The following is a 23925-nucleotide window of genomic DNA, read 5'->3' as shown; positions in this document are numbered from 1 at the left end:
ACGAGAGGGCGGCGCGAAATGAAGATCGTGATCCCCGGCGGAACCGGCCACGTCGGCGCGGTGGCAGAGCGTGCGTTCACGGCGGCCGGACACTCGGTCGTAGTCCTGAGCCGGAATCCCTCGCGCCCGAACCAGGTGCGCTGGGACGGCCGGACGCTGGGGGCGTGGGCGGCGGAGCTCGACGGGTGCGACGTAGTGCTGAACCTGGCGGGACGCAGCGTCAGCTGCCGCTACACGCCCGAGAACCTGCGGGACATGATGGACTCGCGGGTGCTGTCGACCCGCGCGGTCGGCGAGGCCATCGCCCGGGCCGAGCGCCCGCCGCGCGTATGGCTCCAGGCGAGCACCGCGACCATCTACGCCCACACCTTCGGCCCGCCGAACGACGAGCACGGCCTCATCGGCGGCACCGAGCCCGGCGTGCCGGAGTACTGGGCGTACAGCGTCGAGATCGCGAAGAACTGGGAGCGCGAGCAGGCGCAGGCCGACACCCCGCACACCCGCAAGGTGGCCCTGCGCTCGGCGATGGTGATGAGCCCGGACCGCGGCGGCATCTTCGACTACCTGTCCTGGCTGACCCGCCTCGGCCTCGGCGGCCCGGTCGCCGGCGGCCGCCAGTACGTGTCCTGGATCCACGACCACGACTTCACCGCCGCCCTGACCCACCTCATCACCCACGAAGAACACGAAGGCCCGATCAACCTCGCAGCCCCCAACCCCTTGCCCCAGCGCGATTTCGCCCGCACCCTCCGCCACGCCTGGCACATGCCCATCGGCCTACCGGCGACCCGCACGATGGCCACCCTCGGCGCCTACGCCCTGCGCTCCGACACCGAGCTGCTGCTCAAGAGCCGCCGCGTGATCGCAGCCCGCCTGCCCGACGCCGGCTTCCACTTCGCCCACACCGACTGGAACGACGCGGCCCGCGACCTGGTGCGGCGGGTGCGGGCCGGCCGCGGGCGCTGATTCTTGCCGCTCGCGAGGCCAGTCCTCTTGCGCGCCGCCCCGAAAACACTGCGGCCGAGCACACCGAGCGCTCATCAAAGCGCATCAGCATGCCCGGTCACCGATGGCCACCCGGCGCGGGCACCGGCACCTACCCCCGCGCCAGCGCCGCCACCTACATCCGCGCCGCCACCTACCCCGGCGCCGGCACCTACCCCCGCACCGCCACCTACACCTCCGCCGCCGCCGACCACTGCACAACCAGCGCGTCCTTCTCCCCGAACCGCACCAGGTGCCGCGCGACCACGTCCTCCACCGCCGCGAGGCGCTCGGCGTCCTCGGCGCGCGCGGTCATGCGCAGGGTGCCGGGTTCGGCTGTCAGGGCGCAGTTGCCGTGGCTGAAGATGAGGGTGCCGGTGTGGCCGTCCTCGGACTGCTCGGCGTCGATCGTGTTCCCGAGGTGGGAGATGAGTTGCTTCAGGTAGCGCTCGGGGCGGTCGGTGGGGACGTTCGCGACGGATTCGATCATGCTGTGATTATTCCTTCGGTGCCTCTGCCTCGGGGGTAGCCGCGGCGCGGTCGTCGGTGGTGCGGCGGCGGAGCGCCGGTTGGCTCAGGGCCGGGGGCATCCAGCCGCCGCCCTCGGCGGCCCAGACCAGGTCGGTGCCCGGGGGGACGATCTCGTCGATGCGGTCCAGGGTCGCGTCGTCCAGGGCCAGGTCCTGGCCGGCGAGGGAGGACTCCAGTTGTTCCATGGTGCGCGGGCCGATGATCACCGAGGTCACTGCCGGGTGCGCCAGGGGGAAGGCGGTGGCCAGTTGGGGGAGGGAGACGCCGAGGTCTTCGGCCAGGGTGAAGAGTTTCTCGACCGCGTCGTACTTCGGGGCGTTGGCCGGCAGGGCCGGGTCGAAGCGGTCGGCGCGCAGGGCGGCGCGGCCGGTGGTCAGGTCGACGCCGGTGCCGCGGCGGTACTTGCCGCTCAGGAAGCCCCAGGCCAGCGGGCTCCAAGTGAGGACGCCCATGTTCAGGCGCTGGGCGGTGGGCAGGATCGAGCCCTCGATCTCGCGCGACAGGATCGAGTACGGCGGCTGCTCCGTGCGGAACTTCATCAGGCCGCGGCGCTCGGCGACGTGCCAGGCCTCGACGGTCTGCTCGGCCGGGAAGGTGGAGCTGCCGAAGGCCCGGATCTTGCCGGCGCGGACCAGGTCGGTCAGGACACCGAGGGTCTCCTCGATGTCCGTCTTCGGGTCCGGGCGGTGGATCTGGTACAGGTCGATCCACTCCGTCTGCAGACGGCGCAGGCTGTCCTCGACGGCGCCGGTGATGTAGCGCCGGGAGTTGCCGCCGTGGTTGCGCTCGCCGTCCAGCGAGAAGTGGACCTTGGTGGCCAGCACGACGTCGTCGCGCCGGCCCTTCAGGGCCTTGCCGACGATCTCCTCGGACTCCCCGGTGGAGTACATGTCCGCGGTGTCGACGAAGTTGATCCCGGCGTCCAGCGCGGCGTGGATGATGCGCTCGCCGTCGGCGTGGTCGGGGTTGCCGATCGCGCCGAACATCATGGTGCCCAGGGCGTAGGTGCTCACTTCGATGCCGGTGGCACCGAGGACGCGGTAGTTCATCGTCATGTCGGCCGACGCTACGACCTGGAGTCGACTCCAGGTCAAGCGCGGCGGGCCGCGGGCCCGCGGTGAGGGCCTAGACCTTCACCGCGCTCCCGCTGAGCCACTGGTTCCAGCTCTCCATCCAGTCGCCGTAGCCGTTGCCCGGCGAGACCGTCTTCGGTGAGTTCACCACCTGCACCAGGTCTCCGGGCAGGGTGTTGGAGAACAGCCACGCCGCGCGGTCCGTCGACAGGCCGACGCACCCGTGGCTGACGTTCGCGTACCCCTGCGAGCCGACCGACCAGGGAGCCGCGTGGATGTACGTGCCCGAATACGTCAGGTGGATCGCCCACCGCACGTCCGGGATGTCGTAGGCGTCGCCGAAGCCGACCGAGCGCGACGTCATGTGCACGTCGGAGGCCTTGTCGATGACCGCCATCGTCCCGCCCCAGGTGTCGTCGCCCGGCTTGCCGCCGGTCACCGGCATCGTCCGGACGGTGTTGCCGTTCTGGTAGACCGTCATCTCGTGCTTGGACAGGTCCACCACCGACACCTGCTTGCGGCCGACGTTGAAGGCGAAGGACGTGTCCGTCCCGCCGTACTGGTCGGCGCCGGCCGGCACGCCGTCCAGGTTCAGCGACACCCGGACCTTGGTGCCCGGCTGCCAGTAGCTCTCCGGGCGCCAGTCCAGCCGGGCGTCCGACAGCCAGCTCCAGTGCCCCGCCTGCGGCGGGTCGGTCTGCACGACCAGTGCCTTCTCCACCGCCGCGCGGTCGGTGACCGAGCGCGTGAACTGCACCAGGATCGGCATGCCGACGCCGACCAGGTCGCCGTTCTGCGGCTCGGTGGTCTGGAACTTCAGCGTGCTGTCGGCCGAGGGCGCGAAGGTGGTGAACGACGAGGTCCGCGTCACCTGGTTGCCGTTCTCGGAGACGCCGACGGCGGTGATCGTGTACTTGGTGTGGGTCCGCAGATGGTCGTCCGCGGTCCACACCGTGCCCTGCGGGTTCAGCGAACCCGGCACGGTCGCGCCGTCGGGCGCGGCCAGCGTGACCGAGGCCAACTGCTCCCCGGACTGCGCCGTGACGCTCACCGGCACCTCGGTGCGGATGCCGGTGGCGCCGTCGGTCGGCACGCTGGTCAGCGGAATCGGTGTGGCCACCGGCTGCACGGTGGCGTGGGCGGAGCCCGGCATTGCGGCCGAGCCGAGGGCCGCGCCGCCGATCAGCGTGGCGACGGCGGCGACGCCGAGAGTCCGGCGGGGGTGGCGCGGGGTCCCGGTGCGCACTCTGGTCTTCTCCAGGTTCGTGGCGGATGAGCGGTGCATACCGATACATGTGCGCCGCTTCCTTCTCATATATGCCGATCGATGAGCCGAACGGCGGAAGACACACCGAGTTGTCCCCCAGAAGTTTGAAGAGCGACGCATAGCGTCTCCTTGACGGGCGGGGGTGGGAGACGGGTCGGCGTAAGTGGTTTCATTCCTGGGTGAGCGACGCACAACTCTGGACCCCCGAATTGGCCGCCGCCGACCGCGACAAGGTCTGGCACCCCTACGCCCCGATGCCCTCAGCGGTCGAGCCCTTCCCGGTGGTCTCCGCCGACGGCGTCCGCATCCGCCTGGCCGACGGCCGCGAACTCATCGACGGCATGGCCTCCTGGTGGTCGGCGATCCACGGCTACCGGAACCCGGTGCTGGACCAGGCGGTGCGCGACCAGCTCGACACCATGGCGCACGTGATGTTCGGCGGCCTCACCCATGCCCCGGCAGTCCGCCTCGCCGAGCGCCTGACCGGCATGGCCCCGGCCGGCCTGGAGCACGTGTTCTTCGCCGACTCCGGCTCGGTCTCGGTCGAGGTCGCTATCAAGATGTGCCTGCAGTACCAGCGCTCCCAGGGCCACGCCTCGCGCACCCGCCTGATGACCGTGCGCGGCGGCTACCACGGCGACACCTTCGGCGCGATGGCCGTCACCGACCCGGCCGGCAGCATGCACCAGCTGTGGGCGGACGTCCTGCCGGAGCACGTCTTCGCCGACCGCCCGCCGGCCACCCTCACCGAGGAGTACGCCGCGCACCTGGCGGACCTGGCCGCCCGGCACGCCGGCACGCTCGCCGCGATCATCGTCGAGCCGGTCGTGCAGGGCGCCGGGGGCATGTACTTCTACGACCCCGAAGTCCTCAAGGTCCTGCGCGCGCTCTGCGACGAGCACGGCCTGCTGCTGGTCCTCGACGAGATCGCCACCGGATTCGGCCGCACCGGCGAGCTGTTCGCCGCGGACCACGCCGGCGTCAGCCCCGACATCATGACCGTCGGCAAGGCGTTGACCGGCGGATACATGACGCTGGCCGCGGTGCTGTGCACCAGCCGCGTGGCCCACGGCATCTCCAGCGGCGAGGCCCCGGTGCTGATGCACGGCCCGACGTTCATGGCCAACCCGCTGGCGTGCGCGGTCGCCTACGCCTCGACCGGCCTGCTGCTCGAGGGCGGCGCGTGGCGCACGCAGGTGGCGGGGATCGAGAAGCAGCTGACCACGCACCTGGACGCGGCGCGCGAGCTGCCCGGGGTCGCGGACGTGCGGGTGCTCGGCGCGATCGGCGTCATCGAGATGGAGCAGCCGACCGACATGCGCACCGCGACGAAGGCCGCGATGGATGAAGGAGTGTGGATCCGGCCGTTCGGCAAGCTGCTGTACGTGATGCCGCCGTATGTGACGCCCGAGGAGGACGTCGAGCGCATCGCCGCGGGGTTGGTCGCCGCGGCGCGCGCTTCGGGGGCGTAGCGGTGAAAGGCAGCCTCAGATCCTCAGGCGGCCTCAGATCCTCAGGCAGCCGCAGATCCTAAGCCAGCCTCAGATCCCGCCCTTGATCATCGCCCCGCCGTCCACCACCAGCACCTCGCCGGTGATCCACGAAGCCAGGTCGCTGGCCAGGAACAGCGCCGCGTTCGCGATGTCCTGCGGCTCGCCGAGCCGCTCCAGCGCCCACGGGTACTTCGTGTCGGGCTCGGCGCCCTCCCAGAGCATGCGCGCGAACTCCGTCTTCACCAGGCCGGGGGCGATCGCGTTCACGCGGACCGCCGGGGCCAGTTCGCCCGCCAGGTGCTTGGTCTGGTGGATCAGGGCCGCCTTGGTGGTGCCGTAGACGCCCAGGGGGTCGTTGAACTGCAGGCCGCTGACCGAGGACAGGTTGATCACGCTGCCGCCGGGGTGTTCGGCCTCGGGGTTCATCGCCTGGCGCCAGGCCTCCTGGGTCCAGATCAGGGGGCCGCGCAGGTTGACCTCGACGGTCTTGTCGAAGCGCGGGACGTCGACGTCGATCACGTTGCCGAAGTGCGGGTTGGTGGCCGCGTTGTTGACCAGGATGTCCAGGGTGCCGAAGGTGTCGACGGCGAACTTCACGCAGTCGTGCGCGGCCTGCGGGTCGCCGGCGTGGGCCGCGAACGGCACCACCTGCGCGTCGGGCACCTGGGCGCGGATCTCCTCGGCGGCGCGCTCCAGGCCGTCGAGCTTGCGGGAGCTGATCACCACCTGGGCGCCGCACGCCGCGTAGGTGGCCGCGATGGCCTGGCCGATACCGCGGGACCCGCCGGTCACCAGGGCGACCCTGCCGTCGAGTCGGATGTCCATGCCGGTGCTCCTCACCTGCCGCAGTCCTGCGACATCTCGAGAATCTTGCGACATCTCGAAAGACCTCGCTCTTTCGCGACCGAACGATAGGCCATACCTTTCAAAGGGTGACAGACCCCGCCGCGCCCGCTTCGGCCGGGCTCGACCCGGCCGCCGTCGCCGACTTCCTGGCCGCCGTCCCGCAGGTGGGGGCCGAGCCCCCGCTGACCGCCGAGCTGATCGCCGGCGGTCTTTCCAATCTCACCTACGAGCTCCGGGACGCCGGCGGCCGGACCTGGGTCCTGCGCCGGCCGCCGCTGGGGCATGTGCTGCCCACGGCGCACGACATGCGCCGCGAATACCGCGTGATCTCCGCGCTGCGCGGGACCGTGCCGGTGGCGCGGGCGTACGTGCTGTGCGAGGACCCGGACGTGATCGGCGCGCCGTTCTACCTCATGGAGAAGGTCCAGGGCGAGGTGCTGCGGACGCGGGCCCAGTGCGCGGCGCTGACCGTGGCGCAGCGGCGGTCGGCGGGGGAGAGTCTGGTCGACGTGCTCGCCGCGCTGCACAGCGTGGATCCCGAGAAGGTGGGGCTGGCCGATTTCGGGAGGCCGGAGGGGTATCTGCACCGGCAGCTGGACCGCTGGGACCGGCAGTACGCGGCGTCGCAGAGCCGTGAGATCAGGGGTCTGTTCGAGCTCGGCGACGGCCTGCGCGCGGCGGTGCCGGTGACTCAGCGTTCGACGATCCTGCACGGCGACTACCGGCTGGACAACGTGATGATGCGGCTGCCGGCGGCCGGCGAAGGGCCGCTTGGCGAAGGGCAGGCCGGTGCGGGACCGGCCGGCGAACCGGCCTCGGTGGCCGCGGTCTTCGACTGGGAGATGTCCACGCTGGGCGATCCCCTGGCGGATCTGGGCCTGTTGCTCACCTACTGGGAGGAACCCGGCCACCCCTCGAAGGACATCCTCGCCGCGGCCGGCGGCGGCCTGACCAACCACGAGGGCTTTCCCAGCAGCCGCGAGATCGTCGACCGCTATCAGGGCGCGACCGGGCTGATCGTCGACGACCTCGACTGGTACATCGCCTTCAGCCACTACAAGCTCGCGGTGATCCTGGAGGGCATCCACTACCGCCACGAGCGCGGCCTGACCCTCGGCGAGGGCTTCGAGCGCGCCGGGGCGGCGGTGCCGGCTCTGGTCGAGGCCGGCCGTCGCTATCTGGACCGGACCCGCTAGGCGTCACACAAAAGAACCCGCTAGGCGTCACACAAAACAAGCCGCAAGGCGTCACACAAAAGAAGCGGAGGAGCCCGGAGCCCGACCGGGCCCCTCCGCTTGTGGGGCAGTTCAGCGTATTGGGTCTACCGCCCGTTCGTCACGTTCAGTGGTCACGGTTAGTTCACGAAGACCTTCTTGCTGCTCTGCGTGGTGTCCAGCACCGGACCCACGCCGCCCTTGAACGTGCCGCTGCTCGGGCACAGCCCGGAGCCGCTGATCAGGTTGACGTTCTGGGTGGCGAAGCTGATCGCGTTGGTGGTGTTGGACAGGCTGCCGTCGATCTCGGTGACCGAGCCGGTGGTCCCGTAGTCACAGGTGACGTTGCCCAGGAACGAGGCCAGCGTGACCTGCTCGTCCAGGCTGGTGACCTTCAGCTTCGGGCTGGTGCCGTCCACCACGTTGCCGGTGGCCGGGCCGTTGATCTCCACGCTCACCACGCTGAACGTGCCGACGACCGTGGTGGTGCAGTTCGCGGGGTCGGCGTGCAGCTGGGTGATGGATTCCACCGCGTTGCCGGCGCCCTTGTTCGGGTTGGCGGTGACCTTGGCGGTGAACTGGCCGGTGCTGCAGTCGATGACGCCGCTGCTGGTGGTGAAGACGAAGTCGCTGTTGATCGCGCCCTTGACGATGTCGTTGACGTTCACGTTGGTGCCGCCGGCGCTGCCGACGGTCAGCACGCCGCCGGTGGCGGCGCCGGCCTGGCCGGCCGCGCCGAGCACGAGGCCGACGGTGGCCACGGCGGTCAGGGCGAGAGTACGGGTTCGCATGAGGGACTCACTTTCTCGTGGCGGTGATGGCGTTGATGGTGGTGATGCCGGTGATGGCGGCGATGGTGTCGATGGCAGGGCTGGTCAGTTGACGAAGGTCGCCTGGCTGCTCTGCGTGGTGTCCAGTACCGGACCCACGCCGCCCTGGAACGTGCCGCTGCTCGGGCACAGCCCGGAGCCGCTGATCAGGTTGACGTTCTGGGTGGCGAAGGAGATCGCGTTCGTGGTGTTCGACAGGCTGCCGTCGATCTCGGTGACCGAGCCCGTGGTCCCGTAGTCGCACGTGACGTTCCCCAGGAACGAGGACAGGGTGACCTGCTCGTCCAGGCCGGTGACCTTCAGCGTCGGGCCGGCGCCGCCCACGACGGTGCCGGTGGCCGCGCCGTTGATCTCCACGCTCACCACGCCGATCGTGCCGCTGACCGTGGTGGTGCAGTTCGCCGGGTCGGCGTGCAGCTGGCTGATGGACTCGGTGGCGTTCCCGCCGACGGCCGGGTTCGCGGTGACCCCGGCGGTGAACTGGCCGGTGCTGCAGTCGATGGTGCCGCTGCTGGTGGTGAACACGAAGTCGCTGTTGATGGCGCCGCTGAGAGTGTCGCCGACGTTCACGTCGGTGCCGCCGGCGCTGCCGACGGTCAGCACGCCGCCGGTGGATGCTCCGGCCTGGCCGGCCGCGCCCAGGACGAGGCCGAGGGCGGCCGCAGCGGTCAGGGCGAGGGTACGGGTTCGCACGACGGACTCACTTTCGTGTGGCGTTGATGGCGTTGATCAGATCGCTGTCACTGGAGTCGACCGCGAGGTCGGTGGTGACCGAGGACAGCGTGATCGCGTTGTGCCCGGCCGCCGAGGGCAGGCCGAACAGCAGGTTCACTATCCAGTCGGCGCTGCCGAACAGGCCGCAGCCGTTGGCGCCGGGAACCGGCAGCGCGTTGTCGTTCAGCGTGGCGTTGGCGAAGCCGACGACCGTGTCCCCGAAACCGTTGGGGTCCCGGCCGATCGAGATCGTCCCGGTGCTGCCCTTGACCGGCTGGTTCGGCGGCGGCGGGCTCGTGGTCCCGGCCGTCGGGCTCAGCACGATCGGCGCGCTGTCGGAGCCGATGTAGCAGCTCAGGCCGAGGAACGCGTTGAGCAGGTGCAGCTTGATCGGCAGCTGGAAGATGGGATAGTTCTCCCCGGCCGACAGCGGCGCGAAGTTCGTGATCGGGCCGGCCGGCTCGATCAGCACGATCGCGCTGGTGACGCCGGGCCAGAAGTTGGACAGGCCCGGGATCGGCACGTCCAGCGGGCTGGACTGCAACTCCTTGCCGTCGGTCGGACTGACGGTGGAGAACAGCTCGGCGGTGCTCTTGTCCGGGAAGGTGACCGTCGGGCCGCCCTTGGCCCAGGTGACCCCGAAGGAGACGGTCATGGGTGAGCTGAAGTTCACCTGGGTGGAACCCACGGTGAACCCGCCGCCGCCTATCGTGGCCACCGTGCAGCCCACGACGGCCTGGTTCGGGTCCTGCATCTGCGTGCTGGAAGTGGGGCACGTGCCCATGCCCGTATACGGACCCGTTGGTTGCCCGCTCGCCGCCGCGGACGGCGAGGCGACTGTCGCGACCAGGGCCAATGTGCCCACGACCGCGGTGAGTGTACGTTTTCTGAACCGGTGGAACAGGCCTGGGACAGCCATGTTCACGCTCCCTCGTCAGCGGGGATGTCAGATGAGCGGGGACTGCGTCGACGGTGACGCCGGTGGAGACAGAAAAGATCGAAGAACTCGTTCGTGCACGGGTTCTCGATGATCCGATGCAGATCACGCTCTGATACCGGCCGGTAACAAAACCCGTGGAGTTTGTAACTCCGTGAGGTTCGCCAGTCAAGTCCCCAGGGGAGAAGATGCCTGTTTCACCCGTTCTGGCGCCGCTGCCCGGCGCGCGCTCCCCGCGTGATCCGCAGCGGGCGATCAAGCGCGGCCCCAGCCGGGTGCCGCGCGAGCAGGTGGCGGCCACCCAGCGCGACCGGCTGTACGACGGCCTGGTGCGCACGGTCGCCGAACGCGGCTACGCCAACGCCTCGGTCAGCGACATCTGCCGGGTCTCCGGCGTGACCAGGCCGGCGTTCTACGAGCACTTCGAGAGCAAACAGGGCGCGTTTCTGGCCGCCTACCGGCACGGCACCGATGTGCTGTTCGCGATGCTGCGGCACGCTTTCCTGGAGCAGACCGACGAGAGCGAGGCCGGCGAGGGCGACGGGCTGTGCCCGCTGCCGCAGTCCCCGGCGGACATCGAGACCTGGACCAGGGCCACCTGCGCGGTGCTGGCCGTGCTGCTGGACGTGCTGGCCAGCGTGCCGGCCTTCGCCACGGCGGCGATCGTGGAGATCGACGCGGTCGGGCCCGAGGGGCGCCGGGCGCGCTCGGAGCAGCTGCACGCCTTCGAGGCCTTCTTCGCCCTGGCCCCGGCCACGCCGGAGGGCGTGGACCGCGGCGAGGTGGTGAACTCCGTCGTGGCCGGCGCCTACGGCACGCTCTACCGGTACATCGCCGAGGGCCGCTCGGCGGAGCTTCCGGCCCTGTTGCCCGCTCTGGTGTATTTCGTCGTGGCGCCCTTCGCCGGCCCCGAGATCGCCGCGAAGGCCTCCTTCGCCGCCTCGGCCGACCATCCCCGATCGGTGGCGCCGTGCGCCCCGGCGCAGGCCGAGCCCGGTGTCGGCGACGAGTGAATCAGGGCCCGAACGGTTGACCGATTCAAAACCCTGAGAGTATGTTACCCGTCAGTCACCTCGTGGGTGACTCATGTCACATTCCAGCCGTGCCGGTGCTGGTTCACTTCTCGTCCAGGCGTTCGCGCCGGCACCATTTGCGCCTGGTGACAGGAACGGAAAGGAGCCGAATGGCGACGAAACGCGAAGGCAAAGTCCGTTACCGCCGCGCCGCGATACCGGGGATGGCCGCGATGGCCGCCACCGGTGCGCTCGTGGTGCTCACCGCACAGGGCGCCCTGGGTGTGCAGTTCGCGATCTCCGGGATGCCCTTCGTGGTGACCGCGGACCACCTGACCGGGTCGAACTTCCAGCAGTACGGCAACCTGGACTCCGCGCTGCCCGGCAACCCCTGGCTGAAGAGCTCCAACGGCCAGGCCGTGGTGATGACCTCGGTGATCGGCGATGCCAAGGTCTACAACCTGTGCCAGAGCGTGAACCTGGTCGGCGTCAACCTGGTGATCCGCGCCGGCACCGGATCCACGCCGGTGCACGCGACCAACCTGGTGCTGGACGGCACGGACCTGAGCGGCAACGCCACGTTCACCAACATCCAGATCGGCCGGGACGCCAGCAACCTGACCGAGGTGCCCAGCATCGAAGGCCACGCGTACACCTTCGCGCAGCAGGCCGACACGGTGGACATCACGGACGTCCGTCAGGACAACTACGCGTCCACGGCTTCGACGTTCTCGCTGCCGAACCTCAGCATGACCTTCCAGAGCAAGGGCTGCTGAACGGTGACAGAGCACGAAGAAGGCGCGCCCCTCCTCCTCCCGGAGGCCCCGGCCCCCGAGGAGGACGGCGGGGCGCGCCGTGCCTTCCGGCACTGGCGCCGCACCCGGCCCTTCTGGGGCGGCCTGCTGGTGGCCCTCGGCGGCGGCGAGATGCTCTCGCTCTACCACACGGCCATGAAGGTCAGCATCCACATGGGCCTGTACGGCATGGCCGGCTACGCGGTCCCGGTCCTGCTGGTCGTCCTCGGACTGAGCCTGATCTTCGACCCGATGCACCGCACCTTCTACTCGGTCCTCTCACTGCTGTTCGCCATCGCCAGCTGGATGACCAGCAACCTCGGCGGCTTCCTGATCGGCATGCTGCTGTCCATGACCGGCGCCTCCCTGGCGTTCGGCTGGACCGAGACGCCGGCCGACGAGCAGGAACCGGCACGGGAGAGCGAGAACCAGACCGAGGGGCTGCCGATCTCCTGACGCCGGGCGCGGGGTGGTGACCGGTCGGAACTCTCGGAGCTCTCAGAACCGGAATTCTCAGAACTCTCAGAACCAGGGCGCGAAACGGCCCGGGGCGAACCGGTTCTCCGGATCGAAGTTCCCCTTCACCCGCCGCATCACCTCGACGCTGCCCGGTGCGCGGCCCCAGGACTCCACCATCGCGTCGACGCCGGGGCGGCGGCGGCGCAGCATCACGAAGCCGCCGACGGCCTCGACCGAGGTGCGCCAGTTCTTCACCAGCTCGGCGTGGGCCTTGGCGTCGGCGCCGGTGATGCGGACCGTGTAGGCGCCGGTGGCCGGGCTGCAGGTGAGCAGTGCCTTGACGCCCGCGCGGTCCGCGAATGCTGACAGGGAGCCGACCAGGCCGGGGTCGATGCCCGGGCGGGTGGCGGCTCGCAGGACGGTGTCTCCGGGTTCTGCGACGACCCGTGCCGCGTGCGATTCCCAGAAGCTGTGCGCCTCGCCGGCGTCGAGTTCGGCCAGGCTGCCGGTGAGCATCGAGCGGGCCGCCGCGGCGCGCGCGGCGGCGCCGTCGGCGGTTCCGTCGAAGCGGACCGCCAGGACCTGCTCGGGTTCGCACCACTCCACGGCCGTCGGCTCGATCGCCGAGCGGTTCAGGGCCCAGGTGAGCTTCTGGGCCAGGGCGGTGTTCACGTCGCGCACCATGACGGTGCGGGAGGTCTGCGGCAGCGGATGGACGCGCAGGACGAGTTCGGCCACGACGCCGAGGGTGCCCAGCGAGCCGTGGCACAGCTTCGCCAGGTCGTAGCCGGCCACGTTCTTGATGACGTGCCCGCCGCTCTTGGCGATCGCGCCGTCCGGGAAGACCATCGTCGCGCCGATCACCAGCTCGCGCAGCGAGCCGTAGGCCAGCCGGCGCGGGCCGGCGTCGCCCGTGGCCAGCAGGCCGCCGATGGTGGCCTCCGAGCGCGCCGGGTCGTACGGCAGCCACTGGCCGCGCGCGGCCAGCTCGGCCTGCAGCACGTCCAGCCGGATCCCGCCCTGGACGTGCACCGTCATGTCGGCCGGGCGGTGGTCCAGGACGCGGTCCATGCCGGCCAGCGACACCGTGGTGCGCGCGTCGCGCACCGGGGCGCCCCAGGTGGTGGCCGTCCCGGTACCCCGTATCAGGACCGCGCCGACCGTGGAGACGGCGTCGCGCAGGTCCTTCAGCGTCGTCGGGGTGATCGAGCGCGGGCCCGTCGGCGGTTCGGGCGCGGCGGCGGCGCCGTCGGCCGACGTGCCCGGGGCCGCGGACGAGCCGCCGTCGGCGTTGGAAGCGGAGGAGGAGGCGGCTACCATCTCTGGATCTTTCCGGTCTCTTCGAGCGGGTGCGGCTGATAGGCCCCGGCCCTGGCCTCGCCGCACAGCGCGGGAGTCGGGAACACCTTTCCGGGGTTGCACAGCCCTGACGGGTCGAACGCGGCGCGCAGACGGTCCATCGCCGTCAGGTCCGCGGGGGAGAACATCTTGGGCATCGAGCAGGCCTTGTCCACGCCGATCCCGTGCTCGCCGGACAGCGAGCCGCCGAGGGCGACACAGAGTTCTGCGATGTCCGCGGCGAGGGTCTCGGCGGCCGGTCCCTGGCCGTCGGCCGCCCGGTACAGAACGAGCGGATGCAGGTTTCCATCGCCGGCGTGGAAGACATTGGCAACACGCAACCCCGCCGCCGCCGACAGGTCCGCGATGCCGGCCAGCGCCTCGGCCAGCCGGGTGCGGGGCACGACGCCGTCCTGCAGCAGGAACTCCGGCGAGAGCCGGCCCATCGCGGCGAACGCGGCCTTGCGGCCGGCCCAGATGGCGGCGCGCTCGGCGTCGTCCGCGGCGATCCGCAGCCGGGTGCAGGCGTGCTGCGAGCACAGGGCGCTGACATGCTCGAACTGCTCGGCGCACTCCTCGGCCGGGCCGTCGAGCTCGATGATGAGCGAGGCCGCCGCCTCCCGGTCGTAGCCGGCGTGCACCGCGTCCTCGCAGGCCCGGATGGCCAGGTTGTCCATCATCTCGATGGCGGCCGGCACGATGCCGGCGGCGATGACCGCGCTGACCGTCTCGCAGGCCGAGGGCACGTCGGGGAAGTCCGCGACCAGCGTGCGGACCACCTCGGGCCGGCGCAGCAGCCGGACCGCGATCCGGGTGGCCACGCCGCACGTCCCCTCGGCGCCCACGAACACGCCGCGCAGGTCGTAGCCGGGGGCGTCGTAACAAGGGGCTTCGATGTCGTCCGAGCCCAGCACCGCGACGCTGCCGTCGGGGAGCACGGTCTCCACGGCGAGCACGTGGTGCGAGGTGAAGCCGTACTTCAGGCAGTGCGCGCCGCCGGAGTTCTCCGCGACGTTGCCGCCGATCGTGCACACCACCTGGGAGGAGGGGTCCGGGGCGTAGTAGAGCCCGTATTGGCCGGCGGCCGCGCTGATGGACAGGTTGGTCGCGCCCGGCTCCACGATCGCGACCCGCCGGTCGGGGTCAACATCAAGTATCCGGTTGAGCTTCGCCAGCGCGATGACGACGCCTGATTCGGCCGGCAGCGCGCCGCCGGACAGGCCGGTGCCGGCGCCGCGGGCGACGTACGGGACGCCGTGCCGGACGCACGCGCGCACGATCGGCGCCACCTGGGAGCGGTCGGCCGGAAGCAGGACCAACCCGGGCAGAACGCGGTGCGCGGTGAGCGCGTCGGTCTCATACGCTCGGCGTTCGGCCTCGCCGGAGAGCACCCGCAGGGCCGGCCCGCACTCGGCGGTGACGTCCGCGAGCACCGCGGCCAGCGCCTGCCGCCGATCCGTTTGCGTTGTCCGCCCCATGTGACGTGCCCCCTTTCCGCCGTCCCCCGCGCCGCTTTCCCCCGCGGCGATCTTGAAGTAGATCACCCCAGATTATTAGTAGGTCACCACAGATCACCACCGTGCGCCACCGGGGCGGGGCCGCGCGCCCGGCGGCGCGCGGGTGGACACTCGTGCCCCGATCATGTATGTGTTCTGATAATCACCGGCCCGGCACGGCTTCCGCTCCAAGTCGCTTTTGCCTTTGCGCACAAAGGAAAATGGCTCGTTCCGACGATCCATCTGGACCAGAGAGGTCAGCCCGCGCCAATGACTCTGACTGCCCCCCGCCCGCGCCTGGCACCCACGCGCGACCGGGGTACCGTCGCCGTCCTGCTCTTCCGGGACGCCCCCTTGTTCGAATCGTCGATACCGATCTCGGTGTTCGGCGTCGACCGGCGCGTCATGGGCCTGCCGTACTACCGGTTGCTGGTGTGCGCCGGCGAGGCCGGCCCGCTGGCCACGACCGGGTCGCTGCGGGTGTCCACGCCCTTCGGCCTGTCCGGCGCCGACCAGGCCGGCACGGTGATCGTGCCGGCCTGGCGGGCTCCGGGGGAGCGGCCCCCGGAACCGGCGCTGGCCGCGGTACGCAAGGCCCACAAGGAGGGCGCGCGGCTGGCCGCGTTCGACTCTGGGGTCTTCGTGCTGGCCGCGGCCGGCGTCCTCGACGGCCGCGGGGCCACCACGCACTGGATGTACGCGCCGGCCCTGGCCCGCCATCACCGCCGGGTGAAGGTGGACGCCCGCTCGATGCAGATCGACCACGGCGACGTGGTCACCGGCGCCGGCGCCGCGGCCGGCCTGGATCTGTGTCTGTACCTGGTCCGCATGGACCACGGCGCGGAGGCGGCCAGCGCGCTGGCCCGCCGCCTGGTGGTGGGCCCCGGCCGGCGCAGCGGCCAGGCCGCGTACTTCGACCGCCACCTGCCCAGCGAACTCGGCGCCGGCACGCCGATCGGCGACGCCATGAGCTGGGCCCTGGACCACCTGGCCGAGCCCTTCGACGTCGACGAGTTCGCCAAACACTCCGCGATGTCCCGGCGGACCTTCGACCGGCGCTTCCTGGAGGTCACCGGGACCACGCCGCTGAGATGGGTGAACTCCCAGCGGGTGATCGCCGCCCAGCGCATCCTGGAGTCCACCGACCTGCCGGTGGACGAGGTGGCCCGGCGCTCGGGCTTCGCCTCGGGCCCGGCGATGCGCGCCAACTTCCTGCGGGTGCTGGGCACCCAGCCGGCGCGCTACCGCGAGGCCTACCTGGCCTCCCGGGCAAGAGGCGGCCGAGAGGGCCGCGAGGGATAGGTCCGCCACCCATCGGAGGCGGGTTCATGACGACCGGGTCGCGCCAACGCGGTGTGGCCCAGGTCGGTCTTCGCGGCTCCTACTGAGCCCAGGGCGGGGTGAAGGGCGCGCCGCCCACGATCGCCCGCATCCCGACGGACGTGGCCACGGTGAGCCGCGCCGGCTCCTCGGTGCTCGCGTTGCGGATCTGCAGGCCGGCGTGCGCCGGCACGATGATCGCGTCGCCCGGGCCGGCGGTCGCCTCGCGGCCGCCGACGGTGGCGCAGACCGCGCCGCCGATGACGACGAAGATCTCTTCACGGTCCATGCTGTGCGTCTCGCTGACCGCGCCGGGCTCCAGGTCCAGGGCCCAGACGGCCAGTTCGGTGCTGCCGCGCGAGGGCACGGCCAGCGGGCGGAAGGTGAAGCCGTCGCGGGCGAAGTGCGGGGCGTCGGCGAGGGTGGACAAGGGCATGGCGGCCTCCGTAAGGCAATATGGACAACATGGTTGACGATCGAAGCCTAGGCCGCCGCCGCGTAGATGGTCAACCCAGTTGTCGATCACGCTTTCGGCCACAGCCCCACTAGGGTGGATCCATGAGTGACAGGCTGGTGTGGATCGACTGCGAGATGACCGGGCTCGACCTGGACAAGGACGCTCTGATCGAGGTGGCCGTGCTGGTCACGGACTCGGAGCTGAACGTCCTGGGGGACGGGGTTGACGTGGTGATCGCGCCACCGGCGGACGACCTGCCGGGCCTGCTGGAGAACATGGTCGAGGTGGTGCGCGAGATGCACACCGCCTCGGGTCTGCTGGAGGAGCTGGCCGGCGGCGTCACGATGGCCGAGGCCGAGGAGCGGGTCCTGGCCTACGTGCGCGAGCACGTGCCCGAGGCCGGCAAGGCCCAACTTGCCGGCAACTCCGTCGGCACCGACCGCGGGTTCCTGGCCCGGGACATGCCCGAGCTCGAGCAGCACCTGCACTACCGCATCGTGGACGTCTCCTCGATCAAGGAGCTGGCCCGCCGCTGGTACCCGCGTGTCTACTTCAACTCCCCGAAGAAGACCGGCAACCACCGCGCCCTGGGCGACATCCGCGACTCGATCGCGGAGCTGCGCTACTACCGCGACGCGATCTTCGTCCCGCAGCCCGGCCCGGACTCGGAGACCGCGCGCACCCTGGCCGGCCGGATCGAGGCCGAGGAGGCCGCGGCGGCCGCCCGCGCGTAGTCCTGACCTCGCACTCGGGCCCTGCGGGGCCCGAGCTAAAGGGTTGTGCAGAGTACCGCCGGATTCATGTATTCTTGGCGTGCCAGCACGGCGCAGGGCCCGGGAGACCGGGGTTCGGCGGCGTGCGGGACCATGGTGGGCGTAGCTCAGTTGGTAGAGTCCTGGGTTGTGATCCCAGTTGTCGCGGGTTCGAGCCCCGTCGCTCACCCTCCGTGGAACGGCCTCCGATCTCGATGAGATCGGGGGCCGTTTAGTATATTCCCCGGCATGGGCGAGAACCTGGACGACCTGACTTCCAAATGCGTCCACTGCGGGTTCTGCCTTCCGGCGTGCCCCACCTACGCGCTCACCGGTGACGAGAACGACTCGCCGCGCGGTCGCATCCACCTGATCCGCCAGGTGCTCGAGGGCAAGGCCGAGCTCGACGACGCGGTGGCCGAACACGTCGACTCCTGCCTGGGCTGTCTGTCCTGTGTGAGCGCGTGCCCCTCCGGCGTCGAGTACGACCGGATCATCGAGGAGTTCCGGCCCCAGGTCGAGCAGGCCTACGCCCAGACCCGCGGCGACAAAGCGTTCCGGGAGCTCGTGTTCGGGCTCTTCCCGCACCCGGCCCGGCTGCGGGTGGCTGCCCTCGGCGCGGTGGCGTACCGCCGGACGGGTGCCGCGGCGCTGGTCCGTTCCAGTGGACTGCTGCGCCGCTTCCCCAAGCTCGGCGCCATGGAGGCGCTGATGCCTGAGACCACGCTGCGCAAGGCCTGGAGCTCGCTGCCCGCGAACAGCCGGCCCGCCGGAGAGGTGCGCGCCACGGTCGCCCTGGTCTCCGGCTGCGTGCAGCGGGTGTTCTTCGGCGACGTCAACGCCGCGACCGCGCGGGTGTTGCAGGCTGAGGGCTGCCACGTGGTGGTGCCCCAGCAGGGCTGCTGCGGTGCCCTGTCGCTGCACGCCGGGCGCGAGCAGGAGGCCAGGCAGTACGCGCGGCGGCTGATCGACGCGTTCCGGCGTCCGGCGTCCGCCGGCCATGTGCCGCTGGAGGAGCTGGACGCGGTCGTGGTCAACGTCGCCGGCTGCGGCTCCACGCTGAAGGAGTACGGCGAACTGCTCGCCGACGACCCGGACTACGCCGGACCGGCCGCGGAGTTCGCCGCCAAGGTCCGCGACGTCTCCGAGGTCCTGGCCGACCTGGAACCGCGCGCCGAACGCCACCGGATCCAGGCCCGGGTCGCCTACCACGACGCCTGCCACCTGGCGCACGGCCAGGGCGTGCGGGCTCAGCCGCGCAAGCTGCTCGCCGACATCCCCGGCCTGGACGTGGTCGAGCCCGCCGAGGCCGCCTTCTGCTGCGGCTCGGCCGGCGTGCACAACCTGGTGCGCCCGGAGGCGGCCGAGGAGCTGGGCCGCCGCAAGGCCGAGCGGATCCGGGCCACCGAGCCCGACCTGGTCGCCACCGGCAACCCCGGCTGCCTGCTGCAGATCCGCCGGTACCTGGGGGACGACACCCCGGTGGTGCACCCCGTCGAGATCATCGACGCCTCGATCAGGGGGCTGACGCTCAATCCCCGGCGGCGTCGACCCACTTCGTGACGTCCTTCTGCTTGGTCCGGAACGTCTTGCCCCGGACCCGGAACACCAGCTGCGCGACGGCCCGGCCGTTGTCCTGCCGGATCGTCTCCCACTCGTGGTCGGCCGGGGGCTTGTCGTAGTTCGGCTCCAGCTTCTTCACCGCCAGCTCGGTCAGCTCCACCCGGCAGCTCGGCTCCAGCTCATGGGCCACCTGGATCGCCGCCGCGACGTTCTCCAGTCCGAGCCGCGCCCAGGAACCGTCGGCGAACACGAAGCTGACATCCGCGCCGCCGCTGCCGAACGCGTGCTTCACCACCGACGCCAGCGCGCCGCGCGGCGCCTCCCACAGCACCTCGGGGTGCTCCAGCCCGCCGTCGGCGATCGTCCCCAGCACCACCAGGCGCCGGTCGGTCACCACCAGGTCGGTGCGGTACTGCTTGGCCCGGCGGTCCGGGTCCAGTTGGTGGGGCAGGCCGCGCGCGATCGTGCCCGGGGCCGCGACCAGCACCGGGAAGTCCTCGACCTCGCGGGCCGGGTCGGTGGGGCGGGCGCCGTCGCCGAGGTTCACGGTCGGGTTGGCGTTGCTCACGGCGTTGACCGCCAGCGCCGCCGTGAACACGACGGCCTTGCCGATGCCCCACGCGGTCTTGGTTGTGCGCGCCGCGGCGTCCGAGCGTGGGCTGTACGCCGGGCCCTCGGGCCAGCCGGGCAGCTCGGCGGCGATGTCGCGGCCGGTCTCGTCGCGGAACCAGCGCATCTCCGCGACCTTCTCGGCGCGGCCGGTCGCGAAGCGGGCCGGGCCGCGGTGGACGAGGGCCTCGTCGGGTTCGGGATACCAGCTCATGGGACAAGCAGCTTATTGATCCGGCCGGGTGTGTGCCGGATCGGCGCCGGCCAGAATGCCGGCGCGAGGGCCAGTGCCCGCTCAGTCCGCCGTCGCCCGCTCGATCCGCCATCGCCGCCACGCCGGCCACCACCGGTCCAGCAGGAAGTACGTGACGATGCCCAGGCTGATCGCCACCAGGTGCTCGCGCCCGGCCAGGTTCGGCAGGATCGCCGCCTCGCCGCCCATCGACACCGCGGTCAGCGCCACCACCCAGTACGTGCGCAGCCGCAGCGCCAGGTAGATCAGCAGCGCCACCACCGCGACCGAGGGGCCGGTGTCGACCTGGAAGTTGTCGATCTGCGGGGTGCCGATGTGCAGCCAGTTGCTGGCGTAGACCATCAGCCGGGCCGCCATCGAGGTCACCGCGCTGGTGATCATCGCGATCGCGATCATCTTCTTCCAGCCCAGCCAGCACTCCGCGATCCCGAACGCGATCAGGACCTGGGCCATCGCGCCCCAGGCCGGCAGGTCCGGGGCCGGGGCGAACAGCGACAGCGGCAGCTGCGGCAGCAGCTGCCAGATCGGCTCGCCCTGGCGCACCCCGGCGATGTCGATGACGAAGGCCAGCCCGCCGGGCCGGTTCATCTCCAGGATCCAGAGCACCCCGATGGTCAGCACGCACAGCAGCGTGGCCGGGATCGCCATCAGCTTCTTCGTCCGGACCTCCCGGACCGGGACGGAGAAGAAGACCACCATGTCGCGGACGAACGTGCGCCCGACCGCCGCCACGGCGCGCACCACCGGGTTGCGCCGCGGTGCGTCGGCGGGCTCGGGCGGCGCGACCGGGGTCAGCGCGGCCTCGATCGGGTCGCCGCCGCGCGGGGCGTGCGGGTTCAGGGGGTCCAGCGGGTCCAACGAGTCCGGCGGGTTCAAGGGGTTTAGCGGTCCCGGCGGGGTGCCCTGGTCCGCCGCCGGCGTCTCCACTGATTCCCCGGGTACGCGGCCGACACCGGAGCCGGCTTCGAGGGGATCCGGCGACTTGTCGGTCACGGTCTCATTCGCCATCGTCGTCCCCCCGGATCGGTAGCCGTGGCGTCCGGCATAGGCGGATGCGCTGGAAATTCGCCTCCGACTCCGATATTAGCAACGTCGGAAGATCCAACGCCGGGCCGGGGGACGGTACAGGTCACGGGGTACCCCTGCCCGCTCGAAGATCACACTACTCGACGTCGCACAGGCGTCACCCGCTCGTCGTATAGGTTTGGCTCAGCGCGCAGCAGGTTCAACATAACGGCGAGGAGTGGCACGGCACATGTGCGGTATCGCGGGCGTCTTCGGGGCCCATGACGAGGCCATGCTCAAGAGGATGGGCGACGCCATCGCCCATCGCGGGCCCGACGGCGAGGGCCTGGTTTCTTTGGGTAGCACAGCCAGTGATGGGGGTCGCGTGGTGGGCTTTGCCCACCGCCGCCTGGCGATCATCGACCGGGCCCACGGCGACCAGCCGTTCCTCACCGAGGACGGCCGCTACGCCGCCGTCTACAACGGCGAGGTCTACAACTACCGCGAGCTGATGGCCGAACTGGAAGCCCTCGGCCACAGCTTCCGCACCGTCTGTGACACCGAGGTCGTGGTCCGGGCCTTCGCCGAGTGGGGCGAGGCGGCCTTCGACCGGTTCAACGGCATGTTCTCGGTCGCGATCCACGACACCGAGACCGGCAAGAGCTACCTGGCGCGCGACCACTTCGGCATCAAGCCGCTGTATCTGGCCTCGGTGACCGGGGAGGACGGCAGCCACCGCCTGGTCTTCGGTTCGGAGATCAAGGCGGTCCTGGCCTCGGGCCTGGTGCAGGCCGCGCCGGACGACCAGACGCTCTACCGCTACCTGCGCTTCCGCATCCACGAGGACTCCGACCGCACCTTCTTCGCCGGGATCGAGAAGGTCCGCCCCGGCGAGGTCGTGGTCGTCGAGGGCTCCGACGTGCAGCGCCGCATGTTCACCACGCTGCGTGAGGACCTGCTGGCCGACGGCCCGCGCTCGCCGTTCACCAAGGACACGACCAAGGAGTTCAAGGAGCGCCTCACCGAGGCGATCCGGATGCGCCTGGTCGGTGAGGTTCCGGTCGGCACCGCGCTGTCCGGCGGCCTGGACTCCTCCACCGTCGTCGCGGTGATCAGCAAGCTGATGAAGCAGCACGCGCAGGACGTGGAGTCGGTCGGCGCGACGCAGAACAGCTTCTCCGCGGTGTTCCCCGGCAGCGTCAACGATGAAGAGCGCTACGTCGACGCGGTCATGGCGAAGGCTGACGGCCCCATCGAGTGCCACAAGATCCACCCGAACCCGGACGAGTTCCTGGAGGACCTCGCCGACTTCGTGCGCACGCAGGAAGAGCCGACCATCTCCACCGGCCCCTACGCGCAGTACAAGGTGATGCAGGAGGCCACCAAGCACGTCACCGTCCTGCTCGACGGCCAGGGCGCGGACGAGATGATGGCCGGCTACCTGCCGTACTACTTCGTCTACCTGCGCCAGCTGCGCAAGGAGAAGCAGTACGCGAAGCTGATGCGCGAGGTGGTCTCCTCCACCGACGTGCTGTCCCGCTACGGCAAGCAGGTCGTGCGCGGCAAGCTCGGCCTGGACCAGCCGGTGGACATCCGCCAGATGCTGGACAAGAGCTTCGCCAAGCAGCACAAGGGCGAGACCTTCAGCCCCGTGCCGGACGACCTGAGGGCGCGCCTGGTCGAGGACATCTTCGCCAACTCGCTGCCCTCGCTGCTGCGCTACGAGGACCGCAACACCATGCGCTTCTCGCTGGAGGGCCGTGTGCCCTTCCTGGACTTCAACCTGGTGCGCTACCTGTTCACGCTGGAGCCCGAGGCCATCATCAAGGGCGGCTGGAACAAGAAGATCCTGCGCGACGCGGTGCGCGGCCTGCTGCCGGACCAGATCGTCGACCGCCGCAACAAGATCGGCTTCACCACGCCGGAGCGTGAGTGGTTCCTGCGCATCAAGAACCACGTGCACACGGTCTTCCGCTCGGACTCCTTCGGCTCGCGGCCGTACTTCGACCAGGCCTCGGTGCTGCGCGCGTTCGAGGAGTTCATCAGCGGCAAGAACAGCGACACCATGCTGTTCTGGCGGCTGCTGAACGTCGAGCTGTGGCTGCGCACCTTCGTGGACGCCCCCGGCACCCACGTGGACTCCACGACCTCGGCGGCCAAGGAGTACTTCGCGGCCAACCCCGGCAAGGAGATCGCGATCAGCACGCCCTCCAGCGGGCAGGTGCTGCGCTTCCCGATCCAGACCGATGCCTTCGCCAAGGGCGACGACTACCACACCAAGATCTCCGAGTACGGCGCCGAGTTCGCGACCCGCGCCTCGGAGTCCGAGGAGCACGCCGAGGCGCTGAACAGCCCGTGGTTCCTGGCCGTCAGCGAGAAGGTGGTGGCCATCTCCCAGGGCCGCAGCTACTTCCTGTGGGAGATCAAGCCCTCCTTCGCGGCCCGCAAGCTGCAGAAGTTCGTGGTCCGCACCCCCGCCGGCATCGGCCTGGGCTCCCCGGAGACCATGCAGCTGGCGATCCAGGAGGCGGGCCTGGCGCGCATCGTCGCGGCCTCCGCGGCCGGCGCCGTGGGCAAGGTCGTGGGCCGCAAGGGCCTGTTCTACCAGCTGGCCGGCCCCGCGGTCCGGGCCATCGACGGCCCGACGCAGTACTCGCTGTACCCCTCGAACGTCTCGGCGAAGCTGGCCCCGGCCGACCCGGGCAAGGCCGCCTCCGAGCTCGCCGACCGGCTGCGCGGGTCGCTGAGCGGCCAGGCCGCCGCCACGTTCCAGGGCGTGGCCATCATCGACGCCAACGACCTGGGCTGCAACATCCTGGGACAGGCCTCGACGGTCTCCGAGGAGAAGATCGCTGAGATCTTCAAGGACAACCCGCTGGGGCAGGGCGCGCAGCGCACGCCGCTGGCTGTGGTGGTGCTGCCCAAGCAGAAGAAGTAGCGCCCGAGGCGCTCTGAGGGAAGGCCCGGTGGCCCGCGT

The 23925-nt window shown here is 70.7% G+C and carries 22 protein-coding genes and 1 tRNA gene; 11 read left to right on the top strand and 12 right to left on the bottom strand.

The annotated features are described in order from the left end of the window. Positions 1-18 precede the first annotated feature (18 nt). Positions 19-966 (top strand): TIGR01777 family oxidoreductase, encoded by a 948-nt coding sequence (locus tag ABIA35_RS18845; protein ID WP_370358734.1) that lies wholly within the window; start codon positions 19-21, stop codon positions 964-966. 208 nt (positions 967-1174) lie between these two features. On the opposite strand, the gene ABIA35_RS18840 is transcribed toward ABIA35_RS18845, so the two are convergent. The 3 genes from ABIA35_RS18840 to ABIA35_RS18830 form a co-directional block, all read right to left on the bottom strand. Then, positions 1175-1474: a DUF2218 domain-containing protein gene (locus ABIA35_RS18840; protein ID WP_370344279.1), complete on the bottom strand. Its 300-nt coding sequence runs from the start codon at positions 1472-1474 to the stop codon at positions 1175-1177. Positions 1475-1481: 7 nt separating this feature from the next. After that, a complete protein-coding gene (locus ABIA35_RS18835; protein ID WP_370358826.1) occupies positions 1482-2564 on the bottom strand; it encodes an aldo/keto reductase in 1083 nt (360 codons plus the stop codon). A 76-nt stretch (positions 2565-2640) separates the two neighbouring features. Further along, positions 2641-3873 (bottom strand): Ig-like domain-containing protein, encoded by a 1233-nt coding sequence (locus ABIA35_RS18830; RefSeq protein WP_370344278.1) that lies wholly within the window; start codon positions 3871-3873, stop codon positions 2641-2643. 161 nt (positions 3874-4034) lie between these two features. On the opposite strand from ABIA35_RS18830, the gene ABIA35_RS18825 reads away from it, so the two are divergent. Then, positions 4035-5327 (top strand): adenosylmethionine--8-amino-7-oxononanoate transaminase, encoded by a 1293-nt coding sequence (locus ABIA35_RS18825; RefSeq protein ID WP_370344277.1) that lies wholly within the window; start codon positions 4035-4037, stop codon positions 5325-5327. 69 nt (positions 5328-5396) lie between these two features. On the opposite strand, the gene ABIA35_RS18820 is transcribed toward ABIA35_RS18825, so the two are convergent. Then, the gene (locus ABIA35_RS18820) at positions 5397-6173 is read right to left on the bottom strand and encodes an SDR family oxidoreductase (RefSeq protein WP_370344276.1); all 777 of its coding nucleotides are present in this window, start codon (positions 6171-6173) and stop codon (positions 5397-5399) included. A gap of 107 nt (positions 6174-6280) precedes the next feature. Here ABIA35_RS18820 and ABIA35_RS18815 point away from each other — a divergent pair, with 107 nt between their 5' ends. After that, positions 6281-7390 carry a phosphotransferase family protein gene (locus ABIA35_RS18815; protein WP_370358733.1) on the top strand — a complete coding sequence of 370 codons (1110 nt, stop codon included), beginning with the start codon at positions 6281-6283 and terminating at the stop codon, positions 7388-7390. A gap of 158 nt (positions 7391-7548) precedes the next feature. On the opposite strand, the gene ABIA35_RS18810 is transcribed toward ABIA35_RS18815, so the two are convergent. From ABIA35_RS18810 to ABIA35_RS18800, 3 genes are all read right to left on the bottom strand, one after another. Further along, the gene (locus ABIA35_RS18810) at positions 7549-8199 is read right to left on the bottom strand and encodes a hypothetical protein (protein ID WP_370358732.1); all 651 of its coding nucleotides are present in this window, start codon (positions 8197-8199) and stop codon (positions 7549-7551) included. 84 nt (positions 8200-8283) lie between these two features. Beyond that, positions 8284-8931 (bottom strand): hypothetical protein, encoded by a 648-nt coding sequence (locus tag ABIA35_RS18805; protein WP_370344273.1) that lies wholly within the window; start codon positions 8929-8931, stop codon positions 8284-8286. A gap of 7 nt (positions 8932-8938) precedes the next feature. Continuing rightward, positions 8939-9817, bottom strand: a complete 879-nt coding sequence (locus ABIA35_RS18800; RefSeq protein WP_370358731.1) for a hypothetical protein — start codon at positions 9815-9817, stop codon at positions 8939-8941. 260 nt (positions 9818-10077) lie between these two features. Here ABIA35_RS18800 and ABIA35_RS18795 point away from each other — a divergent pair, with 260 nt between their 5' ends. The 3 genes from ABIA35_RS18795 (at position 10078) to ABIA35_RS18785 (ending at position 12152) form a co-directional block, all read left to right on the top strand. After that, a complete protein-coding gene (locus ABIA35_RS18795) occupies positions 10078-10902 on the top strand; it encodes a TetR/AcrR family transcriptional regulator (RefSeq protein WP_370344270.1) in 825 nt (274 codons plus the stop codon). Between the two features lie 170 nt (positions 10903-11072). Then, a complete protein-coding gene (locus ABIA35_RS18790) occupies positions 11073-11678 on the top strand; it encodes a DUF6230 family protein (protein WP_370344269.1) in 606 nt (201 codons plus the stop codon). A gap of 3 nt (positions 11679-11681) precedes the next feature. Continuing rightward, on the top strand, positions 11682-12152 hold the full coding sequence (locus ABIA35_RS18785; protein WP_370344268.1) for a DUF6114 domain-containing protein: 471 nt from the start codon (positions 11682-11684) through the stop codon (positions 12150-12152). Positions 12153-12218: 66 nt separating this feature from the next. Here the strand turns inward: ABIA35_RS18785 and ABIA35_RS18780 are convergent, their stop codons facing one another. Both ABIA35_RS18780 and ABIA35_RS18775 read right to left on the bottom strand, forming a co-directional pair. After that, positions 12219-13475 (bottom strand): FAD-binding oxidoreductase, encoded by a 1257-nt coding sequence (locus ABIA35_RS18780; RefSeq protein WP_370358730.1) that lies wholly within the window; start codon positions 13473-13475, stop codon positions 12219-12221. Next, the gene (locus tag ABIA35_RS18775) at positions 13469-14971 is read right to left on the bottom strand and encodes an FAD-linked oxidase C-terminal domain-containing protein (RefSeq protein WP_370358728.1); all 1503 of its coding nucleotides are present in this window, start codon (positions 14969-14971) and stop codon (positions 13469-13471) included. The genes ABIA35_RS18780 and ABIA35_RS18775 overlap by 7 nt, the downstream gene beginning before the upstream one ends. A 288-nt stretch (positions 14972-15259) precedes the next feature. Between ABIA35_RS18775 and ABIA35_RS18770 the strand changes: the two genes are divergently transcribed. Continuing rightward, positions 15260-16291, top strand: coding sequence for a GlxA family transcriptional regulator (locus tag ABIA35_RS18770; RefSeq protein ID WP_370344264.1), 1032 nt, complete (start codon positions 15260-15262; stop codon positions 16289-16291). Between the two features lie 79 nt (positions 16292-16370). Here the strand turns inward: ABIA35_RS18770 and ABIA35_RS18765 are convergent, their stop codons facing one another. Next, complete coding sequence (locus ABIA35_RS18765; protein ID WP_370344263.1) at positions 16371-16745, bottom strand: cupin domain-containing protein; 375 nt, start codon at positions 16743-16745, stop codon at positions 16371-16373. A gap of 122 nt (positions 16746-16867) precedes the next feature. Here ABIA35_RS18765 and orn point away from each other — a divergent pair, with 122 nt between their 5' ends. The 3 genes from orn (at position 16868) to ABIA35_RS18750 (ending at position 19081) form a co-directional block, all read left to right on the top strand. Continuing rightward, the gene (orn, locus tag ABIA35_RS18760; RefSeq protein WP_370358727.1) at positions 16868-17500 is read left to right on the top strand and encodes an oligoribonuclease; all 633 of its coding nucleotides are present in this window, start codon (positions 16868-16870) and stop codon (positions 17498-17500) included. A 135-nt stretch (positions 17501-17635) separates the two neighbouring features. After that, positions 17636-17708, top strand: a tRNA-His gene (locus ABIA35_RS18755). 59 nt (positions 17709-17767) lie between these two features. Further along, positions 17768-19081 (top strand): (Fe-S)-binding protein, encoded by a 1314-nt coding sequence (locus ABIA35_RS18750; RefSeq protein ID WP_370358726.1) that lies wholly within the window; start codon positions 17768-17770, stop codon positions 19079-19081. Here the strand turns inward: ABIA35_RS18750 and ABIA35_RS18745 are convergent. Then, a complete protein-coding gene (locus ABIA35_RS18745; RefSeq protein ID WP_370358725.1) occupies positions 19050-19904 on the bottom strand; it encodes a hypothetical protein in 855 nt (284 codons plus the stop codon). The two genes, ABIA35_RS18750 and ABIA35_RS18745, sit on opposite strands and share 32 nt — an antisense overlap. Positions 19905-19985: 81 nt before the next feature. Beyond that, a complete protein-coding gene (locus tag ABIA35_RS18740; protein ID WP_370358724.1) occupies positions 19986-20951 on the bottom strand; it encodes a hypothetical protein in 966 nt (321 codons plus the stop codon). A 247-nt stretch (positions 20952-21198) separates the two neighbouring features. On the opposite strand from ABIA35_RS18740, the gene asnB reads away from it, so the two are divergent. Further along, on the top strand, positions 21199-23886 hold the full coding sequence (gene asnB / locus ABIA35_RS18735) for an asparagine synthase (glutamine-hydrolyzing) (protein ID WP_370358723.1): 2688 nt from the start codon (positions 21199-21201) through the stop codon (positions 23884-23886). Positions 23887-23925: the final 39 nt, after the last annotated feature.

The organism is Catenulispora sp. MAP12-49 (assembly GCF_041262705.1).
Lineage (GTDB): Bacteria > Actinomycetota > Actinomycetes > Streptomycetales > Catenulisporaceae > Catenulispora.
Note: the sequence above shows the minus strand (reverse complement) of the source record. Positions and strands in the feature narration are given on the sequence as shown.